Annotated in this window: 22 protein-coding genes; 6 read left to right on the top strand and 16 right to left on the bottom strand. The window is 65.8% G+C overall.

Annotation, left to right across the window (positions count from 1 at the left end; genetic code table 11):
• Positions 1-33: 33 nt before the first annotated feature.
• The 4 genes from H0P51_RS25330 to H0P51_RS25345 form a co-directional block, all read right to left on the bottom strand.
• Positions 34-969, bottom strand: coding sequence for an enoyl-CoA hydratase (locus H0P51_RS25330; RefSeq protein WP_180915544.1), 936 nt, complete (start codon positions 967-969; stop codon positions 34-36).
• 83 nt (positions 970-1,052) lie between these two features.
• The gene (locus H0P51_RS25335) at positions 1,053-1,286 is read right to left on the bottom strand and encodes an acyl carrier protein (protein WP_180915545.1); all 234 of its coding nucleotides are present in this window, start codon (positions 1,284-1,286) and stop codon (positions 1,053-1,055) included.
• Positions 1,283-2,932 carry a fatty acyl-AMP ligase gene (locus H0P51_RS25340; RefSeq protein ID WP_180915546.1) on the bottom strand — a complete coding sequence of 550 codons (1,650 nt, stop codon included), beginning with the start codon at positions 2,930-2,932 and terminating at the stop codon, positions 1,283-1,285. The genes H0P51_RS25335 and H0P51_RS25340 overlap by 4 nt, the downstream gene beginning before the upstream one ends.
• Positions 2,933-3,021: 89 nt before the next feature.
• Positions 3,022-4,281, bottom strand: coding sequence for an aminotransferase class I/II-fold pyridoxal phosphate-dependent enzyme (locus tag H0P51_RS25345; RefSeq protein ID WP_180915547.1), 1,260 nt, complete (start codon positions 4,279-4,281; stop codon positions 3,022-3,024).
• A 209-nt stretch (positions 4,282-4,490) separates the two neighbouring features.
• On the opposite strand from H0P51_RS25345, the gene H0P51_RS25350 reads away from it, so the two are divergent.
• The 3 genes from H0P51_RS25350 (at position 4,491) to H0P51_RS25360 (ending at position 6,780) form a co-directional block, all read left to right on the top strand.
• Positions 4,491-4,655, top strand: coding sequence for a hypothetical protein (locus tag H0P51_RS25350; RefSeq protein WP_180915548.1), 165 nt, complete (start codon positions 4,491-4,493; stop codon positions 4,653-4,655).
• Entirely contained in the window at positions 4,655-6,103 is a 1,449-nt protein-coding gene (locus H0P51_RS25355; protein ID WP_180915549.1) for an alpha,alpha-trehalose-phosphate synthase (UDP-forming), read from the top strand. Before H0P51_RS25350 ends, H0P51_RS25355 begins: the two co-directional genes overlap by 1 nt.
• Positions 6,104-6,201: 98 nt before the next feature.
• Positions 6,202-6,780 (top strand): hypothetical protein, encoded by a 579-nt coding sequence (locus H0P51_RS25360; RefSeq protein WP_180915550.1) that lies wholly within the window; start codon positions 6,202-6,204, stop codon positions 6,778-6,780.
• 12 nt (positions 6,781-6,792) lie between these two features.
• Here H0P51_RS25360 and H0P51_RS25365 read toward each other — a convergent pair whose 3' ends face one another.
• From H0P51_RS25365 to H0P51_RS25420, 12 genes are all read right to left on the bottom strand, one after another.
• Entirely contained in the window at positions 6,793-7,284 is a 492-nt protein-coding gene (locus H0P51_RS25365; RefSeq protein WP_180915551.1) for a mammalian cell entry protein, read from the bottom strand.
• Positions 7,284-8,015: a mammalian cell entry protein gene (locus H0P51_RS25370; RefSeq protein ID WP_180915552.1), complete on the bottom strand. Its 732-nt coding sequence runs from the start codon at positions 8,013-8,015 to the stop codon at positions 7,284-7,286. Before H0P51_RS25370 ends, H0P51_RS25365 begins: the two co-directional genes overlap by 1 nt.
• Before the next feature lie 8 nt (positions 8,016-8,023).
• The gene (locus H0P51_RS25375) at positions 8,024-9,706 is read right to left on the bottom strand and encodes a virulence factor Mce family protein (RefSeq protein ID WP_180915553.1); all 1,683 of its coding nucleotides are present in this window, start codon (positions 9,704-9,706) and stop codon (positions 8,024-8,026) included.
• 11 nt (positions 9,707-9,717) lie between these two features.
• The gene (locus H0P51_RS25380; protein ID WP_180915554.1) at positions 9,718-10,872 is read right to left on the bottom strand and encodes an MCE family protein; all 1,155 of its coding nucleotides are present in this window, start codon (positions 10,870-10,872) and stop codon (positions 9,718-9,720) included.
• On the bottom strand, positions 10,869-12,311 hold the full coding sequence (locus H0P51_RS25385) for a virulence factor Mce family protein (RefSeq protein WP_180915555.1): 1,443 nt from the start codon (positions 12,309-12,311) through the stop codon (positions 10,869-10,871). The genes H0P51_RS25380 and H0P51_RS25385 overlap by 4 nt, the downstream gene beginning before the upstream one ends.
• A 10-nt stretch (positions 12,312-12,321) precedes the next feature.
• On the bottom strand, positions 12,322-13,395 hold the full coding sequence (locus tag H0P51_RS25390) for a virulence factor Mce family protein (protein WP_180915556.1): 1,074 nt from the start codon (positions 13,393-13,395) through the stop codon (positions 12,322-12,324).
• Positions 13,382-14,437, bottom strand: a complete 1,056-nt coding sequence (locus tag H0P51_RS25395) for an MCE family protein (RefSeq protein ID WP_180915557.1) — start codon at positions 14,435-14,437, stop codon at positions 13,382-13,384. The genes H0P51_RS25390 and H0P51_RS25395 overlap by 14 nt, the downstream gene beginning before the upstream one ends.
• A complete protein-coding gene (locus H0P51_RS25400) occupies positions 14,437-15,639 on the bottom strand; it encodes a virulence factor Mce family protein (protein ID WP_180915558.1) in 1,203 nt (400 codons plus the stop codon). The genes H0P51_RS25395 and H0P51_RS25400 overlap by 1 nt, the downstream gene beginning before the upstream one ends.
• Before the next feature lie 4 nt (positions 15,640-15,643).
• Positions 15,644-16,486 carry an MlaE family ABC transporter permease gene (locus H0P51_RS25405; RefSeq protein ID WP_180915559.1) on the bottom strand — a complete coding sequence of 281 codons (843 nt, stop codon included), beginning with the start codon at positions 16,484-16,486 and terminating at the stop codon, positions 15,644-15,646.
• Between the two features lie 46 nt (positions 16,487-16,532).
• Complete coding sequence (locus H0P51_RS25410) at positions 16,533-17,297, bottom strand: MlaE family ABC transporter permease (RefSeq protein ID WP_180915560.1); 765 nt, start codon at positions 17,295-17,297, stop codon at positions 16,533-16,535.
• Positions 17,298-17,489: 192 nt separating this feature from the next.
• Entirely contained in the window at positions 17,490-18,395 is a 906-nt protein-coding gene (locus H0P51_RS25415; protein ID WP_180919288.1) for a 3-oxoacyl-ACP reductase, read from the bottom strand.
• A gap of 25 nt (positions 18,396-18,420) precedes the next feature.
• Positions 18,421-18,612, bottom strand: coding sequence for a ferredoxin (locus H0P51_RS25420; RefSeq protein ID WP_180919227.1), 192 nt, complete (start codon positions 18,610-18,612; stop codon positions 18,421-18,423).
• A gap of 217 nt (positions 18,613-18,829) precedes the next feature.
• Between H0P51_RS25420 and H0P51_RS25425 the strand changes: the two genes are divergently transcribed.
• Genes H0P51_RS25425 through fadD17 form a run of 3 tightly spaced genes read left to right on the top strand, consistent with a single transcriptional unit; the run spans position 18,830 to position 22,650 of the window.
• On the top strand, positions 18,830-20,011 hold the full coding sequence (locus tag H0P51_RS25425; RefSeq protein ID WP_180915561.1) for an acyl-CoA dehydrogenase: 1,182 nt from the start codon (positions 18,830-18,832) through the stop codon (positions 20,009-20,011).
• A 25-nt stretch (positions 20,012-20,036) separates the two neighbouring features.
• Positions 20,037-21,134, top strand: a complete 1,098-nt coding sequence (locus H0P51_RS25430) for an acyl-CoA dehydrogenase family protein (RefSeq protein ID WP_180915562.1) — start codon at positions 20,037-20,039, stop codon at positions 21,132-21,134.
• Between the two features lie 13 nt (positions 21,135-21,147).
• The gene (gene fadD17, locus H0P51_RS25435) at positions 21,148-22,650 is read left to right on the top strand and encodes a long-chain-fatty-acid--CoA ligase FadD17 (RefSeq protein WP_180915563.1); all 1,503 of its coding nucleotides are present in this window, start codon (positions 21,148-21,150) and stop codon (positions 22,648-22,650) included.
• Positions 22,651-22,838: the final 188 nt, after the last annotated feature.

Consider the following 22,838-nt stretch of genomic DNA (forward strand, 5'->3'; position numbering starts at 1 on the left):
TGAAACAGGTTCTAGCTATCGAACCATTGCGCGTTAGGGCTCGTCGCGGCGGGCGACCTTGGTGGGCCGGGCGGTGCGCCAGTCCTCTACGTCCGGCGGCAACCCGACCGGGAACCTGTTCTCGTTGTGCGCCGCCCAGTGCGCGTGGCCGAGTTCGTGGACGTGGAACGCGTGCCGCAGCGCCTCGGTGAAACCCATCGCGTCGGAAGCCGCGTTGACCGACGCCTTCACCAGCAGCGAGGCCATCGTCGGACGCTCGGCGATACGCCGCGCGAAGGCCAGTGTCTTGTCGTCCAGCTCGTCGACCGGGAAGACCTTGGACACCATGCCGAGCCGGTAGGCTTCGTCGGCGTCCAGCGAATCGCCGGTCAGCAGTAGCTCTTTGGCCTTCCGCGGGCCGAATTCCCAAGGGTGCGCGTAGTATTCGACGCCCGGCATGCCCAGCCGGACCGCGACCACGTCGCTGAACTTCGCATTGTCGGCCGCGACGATCAAATCGCACGCCCAGATCAGCATCAGCCCCGCCGAAATCGCGTTGCCCTGCACCTGAGCGATGGTGATCTTGCGCAGATCGCGCCAGCGCCGGGTGTTCTCGAAGAAGAAATGCCACTCCTGGTGGTACAGCTTCTCCACAATCGGCTCCAGGGTGGCTCCATGCGAACGGAAGGTCGGATGCTGCGTCGGTCCCGGCTTTCGCTCCGCCAACGCTGCCTCAGAACCCAGGTCGTGGCCGGCCGAGAAGTTGCGACCGCGCGCGGCCAGAATCACCACCCGCACGGTGTCGTCGGCCTCGGCCCGCAAGAACGCCTCGTCGAGCTGCACCAGCAGGGTGCGGTTCTGCGCGTTGTGCTCTGCGGGCCGGTTCAGCCAGATCCGGGCGATGCGTCCCTCGTCGAGCGTTTCGTAGGCCACCATCTCGGGGGCCGCGGGCACCTCGGCGTTGGCGTCGGTCTGGTCGGAGAGTGTCATTGCCCACCTCACTTGTCACGGGCTTGGGCTTTACACATTACGGCTAGTGTGTAAGCGCGCCGCTGCTGGGTTGACGCGGGTCGTCAGCGCCGTTGCGCGTCAACCCAGTCGATGACCTCCCGCACCGTCTGCAGTGGCGCATCGGGATCTTCGAGCCGCATCTCCAGGTGCGCCTCCAGGGTGGCAACCAATTCCATTTTGCGAGGCGAGTCGTAGCCCAGGTCCTCCACCAGGTCCGAGTCGGCGGTAACCGGGGCCATCCGGTCCGGCGCCAGGGCCGCGACGATACCCACGATCGATTCGTCGAACGCATTCACAGTGCACTCACCTCTCCGAAGAGCTCCTTGGCCGCGACGTGGCGCAGCTTTCCCGAGGCGGTTTTGGGAACTTCGCCTTTGCCGACCAGCAGCACTGTCGGACTCATCCCTGTCGCACCCAGCACCCTGCGGGTGATCTCCCGGCGGATCTCCCGCCCCTGGTCGGCAGGATCGCGCTGGACCGTCTCGGCGACGATCCGGATCTCCTCGCGTCGATCCGGCAGCGTGACCCCGAAAGCGACCACCCCGCCGCGCCGAACGCCGTCGACCGACGCGGCCAGTCGCTCGATGTCGGCGGGAAAGATGTTGCGGCCGGCGACGATGATGACGTTCTTGAGCCGTCCGCACACCACGATTTCGCCCTCGTCGGTGAGGTAGCCGAGGTCGCCGGTGCCAAACCAGCCGTCGTCGCCGACGGCGTCGACCTCACCGTCGGGGGTCAGGTAGTGACTGGTCACCGCGTCGCCCCGGATATGCAACTCACCCATCTGGCGCGCCGGTTGGCTGTGTCCGTCCTGATCGACGATCCGGACTTCCATGCCGGACACCGGACGGCCGAGCAGCACCAACTGCTTCTGCGGAGCGTCGCAGCCGCACGCGGTCACCGCGCGGCCCCGGAGTTCCAGTTCCTCGGCACACACTGTTTCGAAGGCCAGCGGCCGGTCCACCGGCGAGAACGACACCGCGACGGTGGCCTCGGCGAGACCATAGGCCGCGCCGACCGCCGCTCGCCGCATCCCGAAGCGGGCTGCCTGCGCGGTGAACTCGAACATGGTGGCCGGATCTATCGGTTCGGCACCCGAGACGACGCAGCGCAGCGCACTGAGGTCGTAGGCGCCATCCTCGACAGCTTTGAGGCGGCGGCTGACGATCGAGTACGCGAAGTTGGGCGCCGCAGTGACGGTGGCCCGCTGCTCGCTCAGGACCTGGATCCACTGCAGCGGCGACCTCACGAACTCGGTCGGGGGGATGTAGACCGCGCCGTTGCCGGCCCACATCGGCGAGAGCAGGTAAGCGATGAGTCCCATGTCGTGGGAGAGCGGCAGCCAGCTCATCGTGACGTCTGCGTCGGAGTCGATGTCCACTTCGGCCACCATGGCCGAAATGTCGGCACACAGATTGCCGTGGGTGATCGCCACTGCCTTGGGGTCACCGGTGGACCCGGAGGTGAGCTGGTAGAGCGCGACGTCGTCGTCGGTGGTCTGCCAGTCTTCGGCGGCGATGTCCGGCCAGGTCTCGGGGATCTCGATAACTCGGTATCCGTCCGCCCGCAATGCCCCGGCGATCGCCGAGAACGGTTGTCCGACAACCACGCACTGTGCGCCGAGCATGGCCAACGCACGCAGGGTACCGGCATGCCACTGTGCCAGATCGGCCTGCGAGGTCGGCTGCTGGAGCATGGTCATCGCGGCGCCGGCCTTCCAGGTGCCCTGCAACACCACGGCGACGTCCTGGGCGTTGGCGGCCAGGACGCCCACCCTGTCGCCGCGGGCGACGCCCTCGGCGACCAGCCGTCCGGCGACTCTGGTTGCGGCCTGGTTGATGTCCTGCCAGCTGAGGAAGCGCAAATCGGTCGCGGTGCCGAAGCGCAAGCCGGTGGCGGAATTCGCCGCCACTTTGTCGATGACTTCGGTCAGCCTACTCATTGTTCGAAAACGTCCTGTCCTAAAGCGGGAAGCGAGCCGGAAAACTCCGAATGACGTTCTAATTTTGGTGAGGGTTCGAAATGGACGTCTTAGACGAATTCGCTTGCCTGGTCTTTAACGCTGGGGACGGCCGCGGCGATGATTTCGACGGCCCGCTCAATCTGGGCACTGGAATGCGCCGCCGAAACACCGCACCGCATCATGCTGTCGTTTTCGCCGACGGCGGGCGCAAGGGCCAGCGAGCAGAAGACGCCGTTGTCGAAAGCCTCGTTCCAGGCCGCGACCGCGTCGTCCTCTTGCCCAATCCACACCGAGACGATCGGCGCCACCACGCGCGACCCGTCGGACCGGATGATGTCGCCGCCCACCTTCAGTCCATGCGCGGCCAGCCCGTCACGCAGAGCGCGTGAGTTCCGCAGGACCTCGGCAGCGCGCTGCTCCCCCTCCGGACTGCGGATGATCTCGATCGCGGCGATGGTCGCGGCCAGAGTTCCCGGCGGCGACGTGGCGGTGAACATATGTGGGTTGGAGTACATCTTGAGGAAGTCGACCAGATCCCGCGAACCGACGATGTAGCCACCCGCCGAGCCCAACGCTTTGGACATGCCGCCCATCAAGATGTCCACGGCGTGCAGGCAACCGAATTCCTCGGCGATGCCGGTGCGTTTGGCACCGAATACGCCGACGCTGTGCGCCTCGTCGACGAACAGCCCTACACCGTATTTGCGGGCCAATGCGACGATCCCCTCCATCGGAGCCACGTCACCGTGCATCGAGTAGAGGCCGTCGATCGCGATCATCTTGGTGCCGCCACGGTCGGCGGTGCGGATCAGATTGTGTTCCAGCGCCTTCAGGTCATTGTGGGCGAAGTAGCGCGAGCTGGCCCCGGACAAGCGAATTCCGGCGTGGATCGAGGCGTGCGCTTGGCTGTCGGGCAGCGCGAGATCGCCGACTCCCAGGATGGCCGTGAGCGCGCCGACGTTGGCTTGATAGCCGCTGGTGTACACCAGCGCCGCCTCGCTGCCGTGCCAGTCGGCCAACAGCTCCTCTAGTTCGACCTTGAGCCGCGACGTACCGCAGAACGGGGGCGCGCCTTCACTGGACGTGCCGTGTCGGTCGGTCGCGCGATTGGCCGCGGCGATCAACCGCGCGTCGCCGCCGAGGCCCAGAGAATCGTTGGCACCAAGCATGATCCGCGATTTTCCTTCGATGACCGCGGTCGGTCCGGGTGCGGATTCCACCACTCGGAAGAATGGAAGTCGGTCATCGGCGGCATAAGAACGGAAAGCAGCCAGTCGGCGATCCTGCTGGACCCGCTCGCGCATATTCAGTCTCAAGGTGTTGAACACGCGAATATTAGACACCGCGCGCGCGGCTCAGACACAACTTTTCACCAGAACAAAATAAGCAGCCATTCTCCGTTTGCGTTGCCATATTTCGAAATACGCCAGGCGACCTGTTAGTGCTACCGGTAGCCCGCTGTCGTCTACCGGCGCCGACGGCATCCGCTGAACGACGTGAGTTCCAGCGGCAAGCCGCCGTCGCATACAGTGAACTGATGCCAACAAAAACCGACCACGCCGATATCGGTGACGTGGAACCGCTGGCCGACAGCACCGCCAGCCAGGCGCGGCGCGTCGTCGCCGCCTACGCCAACGACGCTGACGAGTGCCGCGTCTTCTTGTCCATGCTCGGCATTGGTCCGGCGAAACACGAGAGCTAATGGCTCGAAAAGCCGGCGCCAGCTACGGGGATTCTGACTTCGTCGTCGTTGCCAACCGGCTGCCGGTCGACCTGGAACGCCTGCCCGACGGCAGCATCGCCTGGAAGCGCAGCCCCGGCGGTCTGGTCACCGCGCTCGAGCCGTTGCTGCGTAAACGTCGCGGAGCCTGGGTCGGTTGGCCGGGAGTGGTCGACGCTGACGAGGACCCGATCACCCAGGATGAGCTCACCCTGCACCCGGTCCGGCTCAGCGCCGACGACGTCGCCGAATACTACGAAGGTTTCTCCAACGCCACGCTGTGGCCGCTGTACCACGACGTCATTGTCAAGCCGAACTACCACCGCGAATGGTGGGACCGCTACGTCGACGTCAACCGCCGATTCGCCGAGGCGACCTCCCGCGCCGCAGCCAAGGGCGGAACCGTCTGGGTGCAGGACTATCAGCTGCAGCTGGTGCCCAAAATGCTGCGCGAGCTGCGACCGGATCTCACCATCGGGTTCTTCCTGCACATCCCGTTTCCGCCGGTGGAACTATTCATGCAGATGCCCTGGCGCACCGAGATCGTCGAAGGTCTGCTGGGCGCCGACCTGGTGGGCTTCCATCTGGCCGGCGGCGCACAGAACTTTCTGATACTGGCCCGACGGCTACTGGGCGCGGAAACGTCGCGGGGAACCGTCGGCGTGCGGTCCCGGTTCGGCGAGGTTTCACTCGAGTCCCGCAGCGTCCGGGTGGGCGCCTTCCCCATCTCGATCGACTCCGCCGAACTCGACCATGCCGCGCGGGACCGCAACGTGCGACGCCGGGCCCGCGAGATCCGCGCCGAGTTGGGCAACCCGCGCAAGATCCTGCTGGGTGTCGACCGGCTCGACTACACCAAGGGCATCGACGTACGACTCAAGGCGTTCAACGAACTACTCGACGAGGGCCGCGCGAAGCGCGACGACACCGTGTTGGTCCAGTTGGCCACCCCTAGCCGGGAACGGGTTGAGAGTTACCAGATCCTGCGCAACGACATCGAGCGGCAGGTTGGGCACATCAACGGCGAATATGCCGAGGTCGGCCACCCGGTGGTGCACTATCTGCACCGGCCCGTCCCCCGCGACGAGCTGATCGCCTTCTTCGTGGCCAGCGACGTCATGCTGGTCACTCCGCTGCGCGACGGCATGAATCTGGTGGCCAAGGAGTACGTCGCCTGCCGCAGCGATCTGGGCGGCGCTCTGGTGCTGTCCGAATTCACCGGCGCCGCAGCCGAACTCCACCAGGCCTATCTGGTGAACCCGCACGACCTGGAAGGCGTCAAGGATGCCATCGAGGCCGCGCTCACCCAGTCCGACGAGGAGGGTCGCCGGCGCATGCGGGCGCTGCGCCGCCAGGTGCTCGCCCACGACGTGGACCGCTGGGCCCGCGCGTTTCTCGACGCCCTCGGCCAAGCCCATTCCTCGGGCTGACAGGCAAAAGTCCGGCCGAACCCGTGGTGCTGCCGCGCAATCGCTGTGATACTCAGATGCGGCGCAGCGGCGCCATCAATCGGGCCAGGAGGGTTCAGGTGAAGATCCGTCGCGGGCTGGCCGGCGGTGCCGTCGTCAGCACGGCAGTCGCAGTAGGCATGGCGCTGGATTCGGGCAGCCCGGCGTACGCGATAGGGCCGCCCCCGGACGGCACCTACGTCTTGAACCAGGCCGGCGTATCCGGCGCCACCTGGACCATCGGCGCGCTGTGCGCGCAGCCGTCGGGAACCCGCAACATGAACGACTATTCGGACCCGATCGTCATCGCGATGAACTGCGCGCTGAACATCGTCAGCTCGACCCCGGCGAACAACACCCGCGCCGAGCATCTGCAGAACTTCAGTGGCCGGGCCCGGATGAGCAGCATGCTGTGGACCATGCAGGTCAGCAAGCCCGAGGGGGTGGTATGCCCGGACGGCAGCTTCGCCCCCAGCAGCGAGACCTACGCGTTTAGCGACGAGACCTTGACCGGCACTCACACCACCCTGCATGGCGCTGTGTGCGGCCTGCAGCCGGACATGAAGAAAGAGCCGTTCTCGCTGTCCCTGGTGGGGCCGCCGCCCAGCCCGATCGAGCGTTACCCGATGGAGTGCAACGACATTGCGATCTGCTTCTGACCCGAGTCGGGCTCAGATCGGCATGATGTGCGCGATCAACCACTTACCCTGATCGCGCTCGAACTCCACCCGAAGCCGGCTGCCCTCGTAGATGGGCTGACGCGCCTTGTCGGTGACGATGCGGTTCATGTACACCATGAGCGTCGCGGAGTTGCGTTTGGCCTGCATGACTCCTACGCCCACGACGTCCACCTGAACTACCATCTCCCGCTTCTTGGCTTCCGGGATGATCTGCTCGTTGACGACCTTCTTGTACTCCTGGCGGTACGCGGGGGTGAGCAAGGGATACACGTCGTTGAGGCTGCGCTCGATGGTCTGGAAGTCATAGCCGAAGAACTGCGGAATCTCCTTTGCGGCTTGTTTGGTCAACACCTCCCGTGCCGACTGGGCACCCCGGGCCTCCACGCGATCCCAATAGAACCAGCCGCCGGCGGCCGACAGCCCCACCACCAAGACGATCGCCAGATAACCCGCAGCAGTGGGCAACCACCGCAACCATCGCATCAGTTGCCCCCGTGCGGGTACATCATGTCGAACGCGGTCATCCGACCCTTCTCGTCTTCGTGCACGATGACCCGCACCCGGTAAGGCTCCGACGGCTTATTGACCCCGTCGAGGTCTGTGTTCGTCACGCGCACCGCCACCAGCACCGACGCGTTGTCGCTAACGGGATCGATACTCTCCAGCGCGGCGCCATTGACGACCGCCTCCGAGGATGCGCTGGTCTTGCGCAAGAACGCCTTCACCAGGTCGACGTTCTCCGGGCTGAACTTGCTGCGCAACGGGCCGCTGGTGCCGTTGACGAAGCGGTTGATCGCCTCGTCGAGGTTGTCGAGCGTATGACTGTACATATTGACCACGGTCTGGGCGCCGACGTCGACGAAGCGCTGTTCACGGGCCTGCTCCGTGCGTGCGTCCCGGTGCTGCAGCACCAAGGCGGTGACGCCGCAGACCAGTGCGGCGATCACCGGCACCGCAGCCGCCAGCGACACCCAGCCCACCAGGCGGCGGTTGGGCTGGCGGCGCCGCGGCGGCCGCACCGCCGTGAGGGATTTCTTCTCTCCGGCGGCCCGGACAGCCTTTTTCGGGGCGACGACGACGGTATCGGTCGTCGCCTCGGCCGCGGCCCCGTCCTCCTGCTTGACCTGCTCGGATTTTGGCGGGCCCGCCGCACGCGAGGCCTTCCGGCGCACGCGTTGCGTTGGCGGTACTTCGTCTGTCACTACTGAATCCACTTGCTCGGCTAAAGCGGCTTGGGCGCGAGCATCAAGTCCACCCAATTCTCGGCGCTGGCTGCGCCGGTCACGCCGGACGCGAAGATACCAGTGCCGCCCGCCGGATCCTTGAACAGGCCGGTCGACGGGTCATAGGTGGTGTAAGCCGGACCGCTGGCCTGCGGTTGGGGACCGGGTACCGGACCGGTGCCCAGCGGTGGCGGCGGTGGCTCCAGGTACTTCGGATACGGCAGCTGCGGCGGCACCGGCGGGTAGTTCGGCGGCATGTACGACGGGTTGCCCGGCGGCGGCGGAACGTTGTTTGGCGGCGGCGGGTCGTAGGCCGGCTGGATCGGCGCCGGGCCCGGACCCGGCGTCACTCCCGGCGGCGGCGGCCCGACGATCGGGATGCCCGGGTCGGGGTCGGCACCCGGCGGAATGAACGGGAAGTGGTTGGGCGGCAGGATGTTCAGGCCGTTGGTGACCGGCGTGCCGTACGGGATCGGCGGCCCGCGCCACGGGTTGCTGCCGAGCGGCACGTACCCGCGCGGATCACGGCACAATTGCACGGTGGGCGCCCGCTTGCCGGGGAATTCCTGGCACGGGTAGTTGCGGGCGCCGCGCACGGTGGTCGGGTCGTTCTGCGCGGCCTTGCAATACAGGTCACGCGGGACTTCACGCACCGTCTCGTCCGCCGGCGTCCGCATCAACGGGGACGGGATGAAACCGGTGTTGCACGGCGGCGGGTCATTCAGGTCGAGCTTGAAGTCCAGCTTTGCGCCCTCGTCCTGGGGCGCCCCACCGGCCGCGGTTGTGATCGCGGCGAACAGCGCGGGAAAGACCACCAATAGCTGCTCGATCGACTTGTGATAGATGACGCCCACCCGGCCCAGATTGGCCATATTGGCCGCCAGCGCCGGCAAGGACGGCCGGATCCCGGTGATCGTTTCGTTGGCCTGGTCGATCGCGCCGGGTGCGGTGGCGAGCGTGTCACGCAGCCGCGGGTCGGCCTGGCGAACTTCGGACGTGAACCGAGCTAACCCATCGGCCAGCGTCTTGATGTCGGCGCCGGCACGCACTTGGGCCTGCAGAAAGGGGCCGGCCTGGTCGATGAGCTGCGACACCTGCGGGTAGTTGGCATTGGCTTCGTCCACCAGCAGCCGCGCCGACTCGATCATCCTGGCCAGCTCCGGCCCGGTGCCGTTGGTCGCCAGGAACGCCTCGTGCAGCACCTCGCGCAGCCGGGTGTCACCCAGGCTGTTGACCAGCGTCTCTGCCTTCTTCAGCAGGTCGGCGACGTCCTGGCCGATACGGGTGTTGGCGCGTTCGATCTTGGCTCCGTTGCGCAGCTTGCCGGGCGCCGGATTGGCCGGCGGCACCAGGTCGATGTACTGCTCGCCGATCGCCGACACACTCTTGACGGTGGCGGTCACGTTGGCCGGGATGGTGGTCCCGCTGTTAAGTCGCATTTCCGCGGTGACGCCGTTGCGGTTCAGCCCGACGGATTCCACCCGGCCCACGGCCACGCCCCGGTAGGTGACGTTGGCGTTCTTGTACAGACCACCGCCGGCCTCGAAATCGGCGCTCACCGAGTAGGTTCCGATGCCCAGGGTCGCCGGCAGCCGCAGGTAGAAGATGGCCATCACGGTCAACGTGATCACCGTGATGACGGCGAAAATGTACAACTGGATTCTGGTGAGTCTGTCGATCATCTCTGCCGCCTCTACTGTGACGCCGTGCCGGGCGGGATCTTGAACGGGTCGGCCGCTTGTCCGGACAGGTTGGCCATCTCACCCATCAAGAAGTTGGGCGCGTTGAGCACCTCGTCCATGTGCATCATGTTCGGGTCCAGCGCATAGCTGGTGGTGAAGAACGTCTCCCCCAGCCGGCGCAGCGTCAGGTCGAATGTGGTGAACACGTTGAGGTAGTCACCGCGCACCGCCTGCTTGATGCCGAAGTTGGGGAACGGGAACGTCAGCATGATCTGCAGCGACGTGACGAAGTTCTTGCGATTGTCGTTGAGGGCCTTGATCGCCGAATACAAGTCCTTGACGTCGGCGGCGAAATCCGACTTGGTCTTCGACAAGACGTTGGAGGCGACGTTGGCCAGCCGGCGCAGCGAGCTGAACGCCTCCACTATGTGGTCGCGGTTCTTGTTGAGCACGCGGACAGCTTCGGGCAAGGTGTCCAGCGTGCGGCCCAGGTTGTCCTTGTCGCGCGCCAGGATCGCCGAGAACCGGTCTAATCCCTCCATCGCGCCGATGATGTCGTTGACCTGCCGGTTGAGCCCGGCCGTCAGCTCCGCCAGCCGGGGCACCAGGTCCACGAACTGGCCCTGCCGGCCAGCCACCGCCTGATACGTCTCGTCGATGATCTCTTCCAGCGCACCGACATTGCCCTTGTTCACCACCACGCCCAGCGCCGAGAAAACCTCCTCGGTGGTCGGGAAGCGGCCGGTGTTGGACTCTGCGATGCGTGACCCGTCGCGCAGCCGGCCCTGCGCGGGCTTGTCTTTCGGAGCCGCCAGCTCGATGTGCAGCGAGCCCAGCAGCGAGGTCTGGGCGACCCTGGCCACCGCGTTGGCGGGCAGCACCACATTCTTGTCCAGCGCCAATTTGACTGCCGCATAGAAGGATCCGTCGGCACGCTGCTCAGCCGCGACCCCGGCAACACTGCCCACCGTGACGTCGTCGACGAACACCGGCGAGTTCTGCGGCAGCGTCGAGATGTCGGGCAGCTCCACCGTGACCGAGTAGGCACCGCTGCCGTGGCCGGCGGTCCCCGGCATCGACAGCGAGTTCAAACCGCCGAACGAGCAGCCGGCCAGCAGAGTGCAACCCGCCAGTAACACGCTGCCGCGCAACGCGATACGTCTCATCGGCCGCCCCCCTGCTCGGCCGGCAAGGGACCCGGCATCGGACCCGGAAGCGGGCCGGGAGCCGCCGCTGGTGCGGCCGGGCCGGGCCCGGGAGCGGGACCCGGCGCAGGACCGAAGCCCGGCGGCGACCCCGCAGCCGGGGCCGGAGCCGTCGGCGCCAAGAGGCTCTGCAGGTCGGTGACATTGCTGGGCGCCGGACGTCCCGAACCGGGCGCGGGAATCCAGGTCAGCTCCGGAATCGGGGTCTCCGCCTTGGCCTGTGTGGCCGGCGTGTCATAGATGATCTGACCCTTGTAGGCGGTGATCGTGTTGATCGGGTGGAACATGATCGGCGGGTAGTTCACCGTGAGCCGGCGCAGTACCGGTCCCAGCCGCTCGCGGCAGATCTCGGCGCGCCGGAAGTAGTCGGGCGCCGACGGGCCGGCCGCGGTGTCAAAGGACCCGCCGCAGATGAACTGCACCGGGTTCATGAAGTTGGGCAACGACAGCAGACCGTTCAGGGTGCCCTGCGCGGGGTCGTAGATGTTGTAGAAGTTTGAGATACCGGGACCCGCGACGTGCAGCACCTGCTCGATGTTGTCGCTCTGGTCGCTCAGGGTCTGGGTGAAGTCCTTGAGCTGGTTGACCGTTTCGATCAGGTTCGAGTTGTTCTCCTGCAAAAAACCCCGCACGTCGGAAAGTGCCTGATTGAGGGTGCCCAGTGTCTGGTCAAGGTCGCGCGAGCTGTCCGCCAGCACCTGCGACACCGACGCCACATGCCCGGCGAATTGCACGATCTGCTCGTTGCTCTGGGACAACGCGTCCACCAGAACCTGCAGGTTCTTGACCGTGCTGAAGATGTCGCTGCGCGAATCCCCAAGGCGGCCAGCCACTTGCGCGAGCTCGGTCAGCGCGCTGTGGAACGACTGGCCGTTGCCGTCCAAGGTGTTGGCGGCCTGGTTGATCGCCGCCCCGAGCGGGCCCTGCATCTCACCGGCGGCCGGGCTGAGCGACACCGACAGCTGGGTCAGCGCCTCCTTGACCTCGTCCCATTCCACCGGCACACCGGTGCGGGACAGGTCGATGCTGGCCCCGTCGGGTAGCGCCGCGCCACCGGTGTAGGCCGGGGTGAGCTGAATGAACCGGGCCGCCACCAGGTTCGGCGAGATGATGACGGCCTTGGCGTCCTTCGGGATCTTGACGTCGTCGGACACCGTCATGGTGATCTTGACGTCGGTTGCCCGCGGCTCGATCGACTCGATCTGGCCCACCGGGACACCCACCACACGGACCTGGTCCCCCGGGTAGAGCCCGACAGCGGAGGTGAAGAACGCGGTCAGCTTCCGTCCGCCGCCGCCGGCGGAGAACAGCACATAGGCACCACCCACCAGCGCCGCGACCAGCGCAACGACGGTAATGGTCCGCAGCCCCCGGCTGCCCAGCCGTCTGGGGGCGGTCATCGCTGCTCGATCATGGTGATTTCGGCCTAATCGTCCAACGTTCCTGGATCATTCCGCGCAGGTAGTCCGCGAGACTGTCCGGCAGCTTGCCGGGCTGGAAGACCACGTCGAACATGGTCGCCACCAGCGGCGCCGGAATCGCGCCGAAGACGTTGACGTTGAAGCCGGGACCGGAGCCGACCACCTCGCCCAGGGTGGTGGCGTACGTGGGCAGCCGTTTGAGGGCCTCGGTGATGTAGTCGCGGCGTTCGTTGAGGTTAGCCACCACCTGGTTGATCTTGGTCAGCGCTGGGCCGAATTCCCTACGGTTGTCGTTGACGAAGCCCGAGAGCTGGGCCGAGACACCCTGGATTCCGGAGATCAGCGAGCTGAGCGCGGCGCGACGCTCGTCGAGTGCGGCGAACAGCTGGTCGCCGTCGTCGACCAATTTGCGGACCTGTCCGGCACGGTCGGACAGCACCGCTGTCACCGACTTGGCGTGCGCCAGCAGCCCTTGCAGTGCCTCGTCGCGGGTGTTCAGCGCGCGCGACAGCGTGGTGACACCGTCCAGCGCGCCGCGCAACCCCGGCGTTGCATCGTGCAGCGTTTCGGTGAGCACCTTCAGCGCGTGCTCGAACTGCGGCTTGTTCAGGTGGCTGGCGTTCTGACCGAGATCCTCCAGCGCGCCTGCCAGGGTGTAGGGGGTGGTGGTCCGGCTCAGCGGGATGGTGGTCGCATGACCGGAGCCACCCGGACTGACCGAGATGGAGCGCTCGCCGAGGATGGTGTCGGTGCGGATCGCGGCCAGCGACTGGTCGCCGACTACGACGTGGCGATCGACGCTGAACCTGATCTTGGCGCTGTCGCCGGCCAGGGCCACCTCCGACACCTTGCCCACCTTGACGCCGGATACCGTGACGTTGTTGCCCGGCGTGATGCCGCCGGCGTCGCTGAAGTAGGCGGTGTAGCTGTTGCCCTGCGGCCAGAACGGCAGGCTGGCGTAGCCGAACGCGATGAGCACGATGAACGTCACCACCGCTAGACCGATGATGCCGGTGCGCAGTGGATCCTGGTCGCGCTTGCTAGCTGGCTTACTGCTTGGCAAAGGCGCACCTCCCCTTGCTGGAGTCGACCTGGCCACCGAGTCCGAAGCGAATGTCGGAGCCCGCCGGGCCGTTGATCTTGATCGTGACCGAGCAGAAGTAGATGTTGAAGAACGATCCGTAGGTGCCCAGTGCGGCCAGCCGCAGGTAGTCCTCGCCCAGTTGCTCCACGTCGTTGTTGATTTCGGCCTTACGGGTGTCCAGCTCGGTGGCCAGCGGCCGCGCGTTCTCCAGCAGACCCTGCAGCGGCCGGCGCGAATTACGGAGCAGCTCCGTCAGGTTCGTCGTAGTCGAGGCCAGCGGCGGGATGGCGCCGGCGATAGCGTCGCGGTTCTTAGCCAGTCCGTCGATCAGCTGCTGCAACTGGTCGACGCTGGTCGAGAACTGCGCGCTGCGCTGGTCGACAGTCGCGAGCACGGTGTTCAGGTTGGTGATCACATCTCCGATGAGCTGGTCGCGCTTGCCCAGTGCGGAGGAGAAGGAGCTGGTGTCGGCCAGCAGGTTGGACAACGCACCGCCCTGCCCCTGCAGCAGCTCGATCAGGGCGCCGCTGATCGCGTTGACCTTGTCCGCGTCCAGGCCCTTGAGCACCGGCTTGAGCCCACCCAGCAGCGCATCGAGATCGAGCGCCGGCTGGGTGTGCGAGGCGTTGATGGTGCCGCCCGGCGGCAGCTTGCGCAGCTCTCCGGGGCCGGAGGTGATCTCCAAAAACCGGTCACCGACCAGGTTCTCGTAGCGCACCACCGCACGCGTGGACGAGTACAGCGTGTAGCGCTCGTCGACACCGAACGCGACGTCGACGGTGTTGTCCGGGTTGAGTTTGACCCCCGACACGGCGCCGACGGGCACACCGGCGATGCGGACCTTCTGACCACCCTTGAGCCGCGACGCGTCGAGGAAGGTGGCGTGATAGGTGCGTTCCGAACCAAACCGGAAGTCACCGAACACCACCACCAGCGCGGCGCTCACCAGGACCATGACCACGGTGAAGATGCTGACCTTGATCACCATCGAGCGGTGTGACGGAATTCCTCCGGCGGCCATCAGAAGTCGTCCTTTTCGGCGAAGGCGCCGTGGAAGAGGAACTGCAGCGTCGAAGGCGCGTCGAACTGGAACTCGGTGAACGGCTCGTAGGGGATCAGCGCGTTGTCGGTGACCAGGAACGGAGCCCGGTAGAACGAACCACCGGTCTGCTTGGTCGGAATGTCCGGCAGGCCACGACAGTTCGGCCCACCCGACGCGTTGACCAGCGGCAGGCTCTCCGGATAGGTGTAGGCGGGTGCACCGATGACAAAGCTCGACGAGGTGAACAGCCCCGCCTTGCGCACACCGAGCAGCGGGGCGAATTCCTTGATGCCGCGGTCGATACCGGCCAGCAGACAGCCGAATTCCGGGGAGTAGTCCGCGGCGACCTTGAGCGGAGCGCGCAACCGGTTGACCGTGTCGATCAGGTTCTGCTCGGCCGGCGCCAGCGTGTCGTACCCGTTGTTGGCCAAGCCGATCGCGGCCAGCAGCGTGGTGTTGAGGTTCTTCTGCTGATCCACCACAGTGCGGTTGATCGTCGGTAGGTTGTCGAACATGGTGTTGAGGTCGGGCGCGGCGTCCCCATAGATGTTGGTCACGATGCTGGCCTTGCGGAAATCCTCCTGCAGGGTGGGCAGCTTCGGATTGGCTTGGCGGGTAAGCGTGTTGAGGCCCGTCATCAGCGAGCCGAGGTCGTCGCCGTGGCCGCGCAGGCCCTCCGACAATGCACTCAGCGTTCCGTTCAACTCCACCGGGTCGATCTTGTGCAGCAGGTTGATCAGCGACTGAAACAGCGTGTTGACTTCCAGCTGTACCGCCGAAGCCTGCACCTGAGCTCCGGGCCGGAGCGAGGTGGTCGCTGGGTCCTTGGGAGGGATGAACTCTACCGACTTGGCCCCGAAGATGGTGTTGCCGGCGATGTGCACGGTCGCGTTCGACGGGATCCAGTGCAGATCACCGCTGTAGATGGCCAGCTTGAGGCGCGCCTGATCGCCGCTGTAGATGATGTCCTCGACTTTGCCGACCTGGATTCCGCGGTACTTAACCTTGGCGCCCGGCTCCATCACCAGGCCGGCGCGCTGTGATGCGACCGTGACGGTCTCCACCGGCGTGAAGTAGGCGGTGTAGGACAGATAGGTCAGCACGGCCGAGGCCACCAGCAGCCCGGCGAGCACCGCCGCGGCCACCCGGCCCGCGGTCTTACGTGACCCCGTGTCTGACATCGCCTTATCCCGAAAGGTTGAAGTTGCCGGTCGCTCCGTAGACGGCGAGCGAGATGAACAGGGTAATGACCACAACGACGATCAGGGAAGTGCGTACCGCTTGGCCGACGGCCACGCCCACACCGACCGAACCGCCGCTGGCGTTGTAGCCGTAATAGGTGTGCACCAGCATCACCGCGATCGCCATCGCGATGGCCTGCAGGAACGACCACAGCAGATCGGATGGGATCAGGAAGGTGTTGAAGTAGTGGTCGTACAGACCTGCGGACTGGCCGTTGACGAACACCGTGGTGAACCGCGCGGCAAAGAACGCGGCGAGCACCGAGAGCGAATAGAGCGGGATGATCGCGACCAGGCCGGCGATCAACCGTGTCGACACCAGATACGAAACCGAGTGCACCGCCATGCATTCGACGGCGTCGATCTCCTCGGAAACCCGCATCGCGCCCAGCTGTGCGGTGGCGCCAGCACCGATGGTCGCAGCCAGCGCGATCCCGGCGATCACCGGGGCGACCACACGCACGTTGAGGAAGGCCGATAAGAAGCCGGTCAGCGCCTCGATGCCGATGTTGCCCAGCGACGAATAACCCTGGACCGCGATGACACCGCCGGAGGCCAACGTCAGAAACGCCGCCACCCCGACCGTTCCGCCGATCATCACCAACGCACCTGCGCCCAGCGTCATCTCGGCGATTAGGCGGATCGTTTCCTTGCGATACCGGGTGATGGCGTTGGGAACGTAGCGCAGGGTGTCGCCGTAGAACAGTGCCTGCTCGCCAAAGTTGTCGACCGGTTCGGCGAACCTCGATACGAATCGTTTGAAACGAAGGGTGGCGTCGTAGCTCATCGCATCATCACCATCGCCGCTGCCTCGCCCATCGTTACCCCGACCCCTACTTGGCCGAGATTCTGACGCCGATGGCCGTCATGACCACGTTGATGACGAACAAACAGATGAAGGCGTAGACGACGGTTTCGTTGACGGCATTTCCGACGCCTTTGGGGCCGCCCTTGACAGTGAGGCCGCGGTAGCAGCCGACCAATCCCGCCATCACACCGAACAGCAGCGCCTTGACTTCGGCGAGAACCAGCTCCCGCAACCCGGTGAGCACGGTCAGGCCGTTGATAAATGCGCCGGGGTTCACCCCCTGCAGGAAGACCGAGAATGCGTAGCCGCCGGACAGACCGATGATGCACACCAAGCCGTTGAGCAGCAGAGCGACCAGCGTGGACGCCAGCACCCGGGGCACCACCAGGCGCTGAATGGGGTCGATGCCAAGCACCCGCATCGCGTCGATTTCTTCGCGGATGGTGCGGGCACCGAGGTCCGCGCAGATGGCGGTGGCGCCGGCACCGGCCACCACCAGCACGGTGACGATGGGGCCGAGCTGGGTGATGGTGCCGAAAGCCGTTCCGGCGCCGGACAGGTCGGCCGCACCGATCTCGCGCAGCAAGATGTTCAGGGTGAACGCAACGAGCACGGTGAACGGGATTGACACCAGCAGCGTCGGCACCAGCGAGACGCGCGCCACCATCCAGGTTTGCTCAAGGAATTCTTGGAACTGAAACGGCCGCCGGAAGGCCGCGCGCGCTGTCTCGATCGACATCTCGAAGAACCCGCCGACCGCGCGGGCCGGTACGGCAAGCCGTTGCAACAACCGGGTCCTCCAATCTGCGGCTCGCGGCGAATTTTCGTGACCGGAACACACCGTTGGATGACTCGTTGCCTGGTGTGAGCGCGCTCATAGTAACTAGAACAGGTTCCTGCTGTCGATGAACCTTGATATTTTTGCGGTAAATATGTGTCTAGCTGGTACTTCTTCTCGACAGACGCGCAATAAGCGGGCCCGTTAGTCCATCAGATGCGTGGCGGCGAAGGTTAACTCCGGGTTACGGTCGGCAAAATAGCCCTGCAACGTCGTGCTCAACTGGGCAGGTTCCCAGGCCGCGGCGCCGGCGTCGAACTGCTGCTCCACCGTCGGTGCGGCGACCAACGTCACGCGCGGGCCGTACACGATGAACACCTGACCGTTGACCTCCGCGGCGGCCGGCGAGGCCAGGAACCCGACCAGGGTGACCACGTGCTCAGGCGACAGCGGGTCCACCTCGCCGCCTTCGGGCGCCGCGCCAAACACGTCCGCGGTCATCGCGGTGCGTGCTCGCGGCGCGATCGCGTTGGCGCATACCCCATAACGTCCCAGGCCGCGCGCCGCGGTCAAGGTGAGCGAGATGATGCCGGCCTTGGCAGCGCCGTAGTTGGCCTGGCCGACCGGTCCGACCAGGCCAGCCTCCGAAGAGGTGTTGATGATGCGGCCATATACCGAACCACCTGCCTCTTTGGCTTTGTTTCGCCAGTACGTCGCTGCGTTTCGGGTGAGCAGGAAGTGGCCGCGGAGGTGCACGGCGATCACCTGGTCCCAGTCCTCGTCGCTCATGTTGAACAGCATCCGGTCGCGGGTGATACCCGCGTTATTCACCACGATGCCCAGGCCACCCAGGCCATCGGCGGCGGTGATGAGATCGTCGGCGGTGGAACGCGCACTGATGTCACCGACCACGGCCACGCCTTTGGATCCGGCGGCCCTGATCTCGTCGAGTACGTCGGAAGATTCCAGCGCCGAGGCGATGTCGTTGACGACGACGGTCGCACCGAGCCGGGCTAGCCCGATCGCCTCGGCTCGGCCCAGGCCAGCGGCGGCACCGGTCACCACCGCGACCTTGCCGGACAGATCGGTCGCGTTCGTATTGCTGCTCAATTTATGAATACCTCTAGTTTCGGTTTCAGTCTTCTCGTAGCAGGGCTGCGCGCGGGCATTCGGCGATCGACTGCTCGGCCAGATCCTCCTGGTCAGCGGGAATCGGATCCGTCTTGACCACGGCATAATCCTCGTCGTCCAGATCGAAGATATCCGGAGCTATTCCCACGCAAACGGCATTACCTTCGCAACGGTCACGGTCCACTTTTACTCGCACGGCATCCTCCTTGAACTTGGGCTGGAAGCTGGGGAACACGCCTCTTTCATCGGCAAATCAGGTTGTAACACCACCATAGAACTCACACACGTCCGAACAAACGGTCGCTGGATTCCCAGACTAGAACGTGTTACAACCGGGGTGACGAATGGGTGGCCGCCGCTATTGTCGGATGCCAGCCCACAGATGGACGATCGCTCGATCGGAGGCGGCGGGAATGCAGATCAGTTACACCCCTGAACAGGAGGAGCTGCGTCGCGAGCTGCGGTCGTATTTCACCGCGCTGATGACACCCGAACGCCGCGAAGCCCTGACCTCGACGCAGGGCGAGGTGGGAACCGGCACGGCTTACCGCGACACCGTGGCGCAGATGGGCAAGGACGGCTGGCTGACCCTGAACTGGCCCAAGGAGTACGGGGGCCAGGACCGCACACCGATGGATTCGCTGATTTTCACCGACGAGGCGGCGATCGCCGGTGTGCCCGTACCGTTCCTGACCATCAACAGCGTCGCGCCGACCATTATGGCCTTCGGCACCGAGGAGCAGAAAAAGTACTTCTTGCCCAAGATCGCCGCCGGCGAACTGCACTTCTCGATCGGCTACTCCGAGCCGGAGGCCGGCACCGACCTGGCGAACCTGCGCACCACGGCCGTACGCGACGGCGACGACTACGTGATCAACGGCCAGAAGATGTGGACCAGCTTGATCGCCTACGCGGACTGGGTGTGGCTGGCCGTGCGCACCAACCCGGAAGCCAAGAAGCACCGCGGCATTTCGATGTTGGTGGTGCCCACCACCGCCGAAGGTTTTTCCTGGACTCCGGTGCACACCATGGCTGGTGTAGACACCAGCGCCACCTATTACTCCGATGTACGGGTCCCGGTGACCAACTTGATCGGTGAGGAGAATGGTGGCTGGAAGCTGGTGACCAACCAGCTCAACCACGAGCGGGTCGCCCTGGTCTCGGCGCAGCCGATCTTCCTGGCACTGCGCGAGGTACGCGAGTGGGCGCAGAACACCAAGGACCCCGGCGGCGCCCGGCTCATCGACTCGGAATGGGTGCAGCTGAACCTGGCCCGGGTGCACGCCAAAGCCGAAGTGCTCAAGCTGATCAACTGGGAGCTGGCGTCGGCGTCGAGTGAGGCCCTGAACCCGGCGGATGCGTCCGCGGCCAAGGTCTACGGAACCGAGTTGGCCACCGAGGCCTACCGACTGCTGATGGAAGTGCTCGGCACGGCAGCGACGGTGCGCCAGGACTCCCCCGGCGCCCTGTTGCGCGGCCGGGTCGAGCGGATGCACCGGGCGTGTTTGATCCTGACCTTCGGCGGCGGCACCAACGAAGTCCAGCGCGACATCATCGGCATGGTCGCGCTCGGTCTGCCCCGAGCCAACCGCTGAATTCTCTGACGAGGACGGATATCTGATGGATTTCTCGACGACCGAAGCGGCCCAGGACCTCGGCGGTCTGGTCGACAGCATCGTCAACTCGGTATGCACGCCGGAGCACCAGCGCGAGCTCGACAAGCTGGACCAGCGATTCGACCGTGACCTGTGGCGCAAGCTGGCCGACAGCGACATCCTGACCAGCGCAGCAGCCACCCAGGTGGGTGGCGACGGGTTCGGCGTCCTCGAGCAGGTCGCCATCCTGGTGGCGCTGGGACACCAGCTGGCCGCGGTGCCATACCTGGAGTCGGTGGTGCTGGGCGCGGGTGCGCTGGCCCGGTTCGGTTCCGAAGAGCTGCAACAGGACTGGGGCCAGTCCGCGGTCAGCGGGGAAAAGGTCCTCACTGTCGCGCTGGACGGTGAGATGGGCGAGGGCCCGGTGCGCGCGGTGAGCTCCGGTGACGGTTACCGACTCAGCGGCACTCGTACCCAGGTGAGTTATGGTCCAGCCGCTGATGCCTTCCTGGTTCCCGCCGAGACCGATGCCGGCACAGCGGTTTTCCTGGTTGCCGCGGACGACCCAGGAGTGACTTCGACACCGTTGCAGACCACGGGACTGGGCAGTGTCGGGCATCTGTCGCTGGACGGTACCGAGGTGCCCGCCGGCCGCAAGGTGGGTGACGCCGAGGCCGCGGAGTGGCTGCGCCTGATCTCCTCGTTAGGCCGCAGCGCCTACCAGCTCGGAGTGCTCGAGCGCGGCCTGCAGATGACGGCGGAGTATGCGCGCACCCGTGAGCAGTTCGACCGCCCGATCGGAAGTTTCCAGGCAGTGGGCCAGCGGCTGGCCGACGGCTACATCGACATCAAGGGGCTGCGGTTGACGCTGACCCAGGCCGCGTGGAAGGTGTCCGAGGACATCCCCGCCGAGGTCGACGTTGCGTCCGCAGCATTCTGGGCCGCCGATGCCGGCCACCGAGTGGCGCACAGCATTGTGCACGTGCACGGTGGCGTGGGCGTCGACACCGACCACCCGGTGCATCGATACTTCCTGGCTGCCAAGGAGACCGAGTTCGCGTTGGGTGGCGCTACCGGCCAGTTGCGTCGGATCGGACGAGAACTGGCCGAGACCCCCGCCTAACCGGCAGCGTGCGTTGACCGAGCCCACCGTCACCGACCTGCTGGTCCCGCTGGCCGAAATCGAGGACCGCGGCGTCTATTTCGAGGACTCTTTCACCAGCTGGCGGGAGCATCTGCGGGACGGCGCCGCCCTGGCCGCGGCCTTGCGCGCCAGGTTCGACCCTGCGTTGCCACAGCACGTCGGGATTCTGATGGAGAACACGCCGGCCTTTTCGGCGGCGTTGGTGGCAGCGGGGCTGTCGGGCATCGTCCCGGTAGGCCTGAACGCGGTGCGGCGCGGCGAGGCGCTGCTCCGCGATATCCGGCACGCCGACTGCCAACTGGTGCTGGCCGATGCGAATTCGGCTGCCGCGCTCGGCGACGTCGACTACGTCGATGTCGAATCCGCGGAATGGGCCCAAGAAATCGCCGCATATCGTGACACTGAGCTTCGATTCCAATCCGCCTCTGCGGCAGACCTTTTCATGCTGATCTTCACCTCGGGCACCAGTGGTGAGCCCAAAGCGGTAAAGATCACCCATCGCAAGGTGGCCAGCGCCGGCCTGGGGATGACCATGCGCTTCGGCCTCGGCGCCGACGACGTCTGCTACGTGTCAATGCCGTTGTTCCATTCCAACGCGGTGCTGGTCGGCTGGGCAGTCGCGGCAGCCTGCCGGGGCTCGATGGCGTTGCGGCGCAAGTTCTCTGCTTCGGGATTCCTGCCTGATGTACGCCGCTACGGCGCCACCTACGCCAACTACGTGGGCAAGCCGCTGTCCTACGTGCTGGCCACCCCCGAACAGGCCGACGACGCCGACAATCCGCTGCGCGCCGTCTACGGCAACGAGGGCGTTCCCCGGGATATCGAGCGCTTCGCCCGCCGCTTCGGCTGCCGGGTGCAGGACGGCTTCGGTTCCACCGAGTTGGGTGTCGCGATCGCCCGGATGCCGGGGACGCCGCCTGGGTCACTGGGCCCACTGCCCGACGGTGTGGCGATCCTGGATCCCGACACCGGGCAACCCTGCCCGCCGGGAGTGGTCGGCGAACTGGTCAACACCGCCGGCGCCGGCGGTTTCGACGGCTACTACAACGACGCCGCGGCCGAGGCCGAGCGCATGCGTGGCGGCGTCTACCACAGCGGCGACCTGGCCTACCGCGACGAAAACGACTACGTCTACTTTGCCGGGCGACTCGGCGATTGGATGCGCGTCGACGGGGAGAACCTGGGCACCGCCCCGATCGAGCGGGTGCTGCTCCGCCACCCGACGGTGGCCGAGGTCGCGGTGTACCCGGTGCCCGATCCGGTGGTCGGTGATCTAGTGATGGCCGCGCTCGTCCTATCGCCCGGCGCACGGTTCGACGCGGACGAGTTCCGCGCGTTCCTGGCCGACCAGGACGATCTCGGACCCAAGCAGTGGCCGTCGTACGTGCGGGTCAGCTCGGGACTGCCGGGAACGGTTACCTTCAAGGTCCTCAAACGACAATTGTCGGCCGAAGGCGTCGACTGCGGCGAGCCGGTGTTCCAAATCCGCCGATAGGCGCCGGCCACATTGACAAACGGCTCCGAAATGTTCGCACCTCCCCTAAGGCCCCCGTAGAGGGTCTTCCGTTGCGCAAGAAGGGGCAAGTGTTGGGAAACGAGTTGGAAAGTTGGCCTCCGGTCCGCCCACCGTCGTGATCATGGCCACCCCTTCCCGCAGCCTTGGATTTGCCTTCGGATCGCTCT

Origin of the sequence: Mycobacterium vicinigordonae, from assembly GCF_013466425.1 — a bacterium.
GTDB classification, from domain to species: domain Bacteria; phylum Actinomycetota; class Actinomycetes; order Mycobacteriales; family Mycobacteriaceae; genus Mycobacterium; species Mycobacterium vicinigordonae.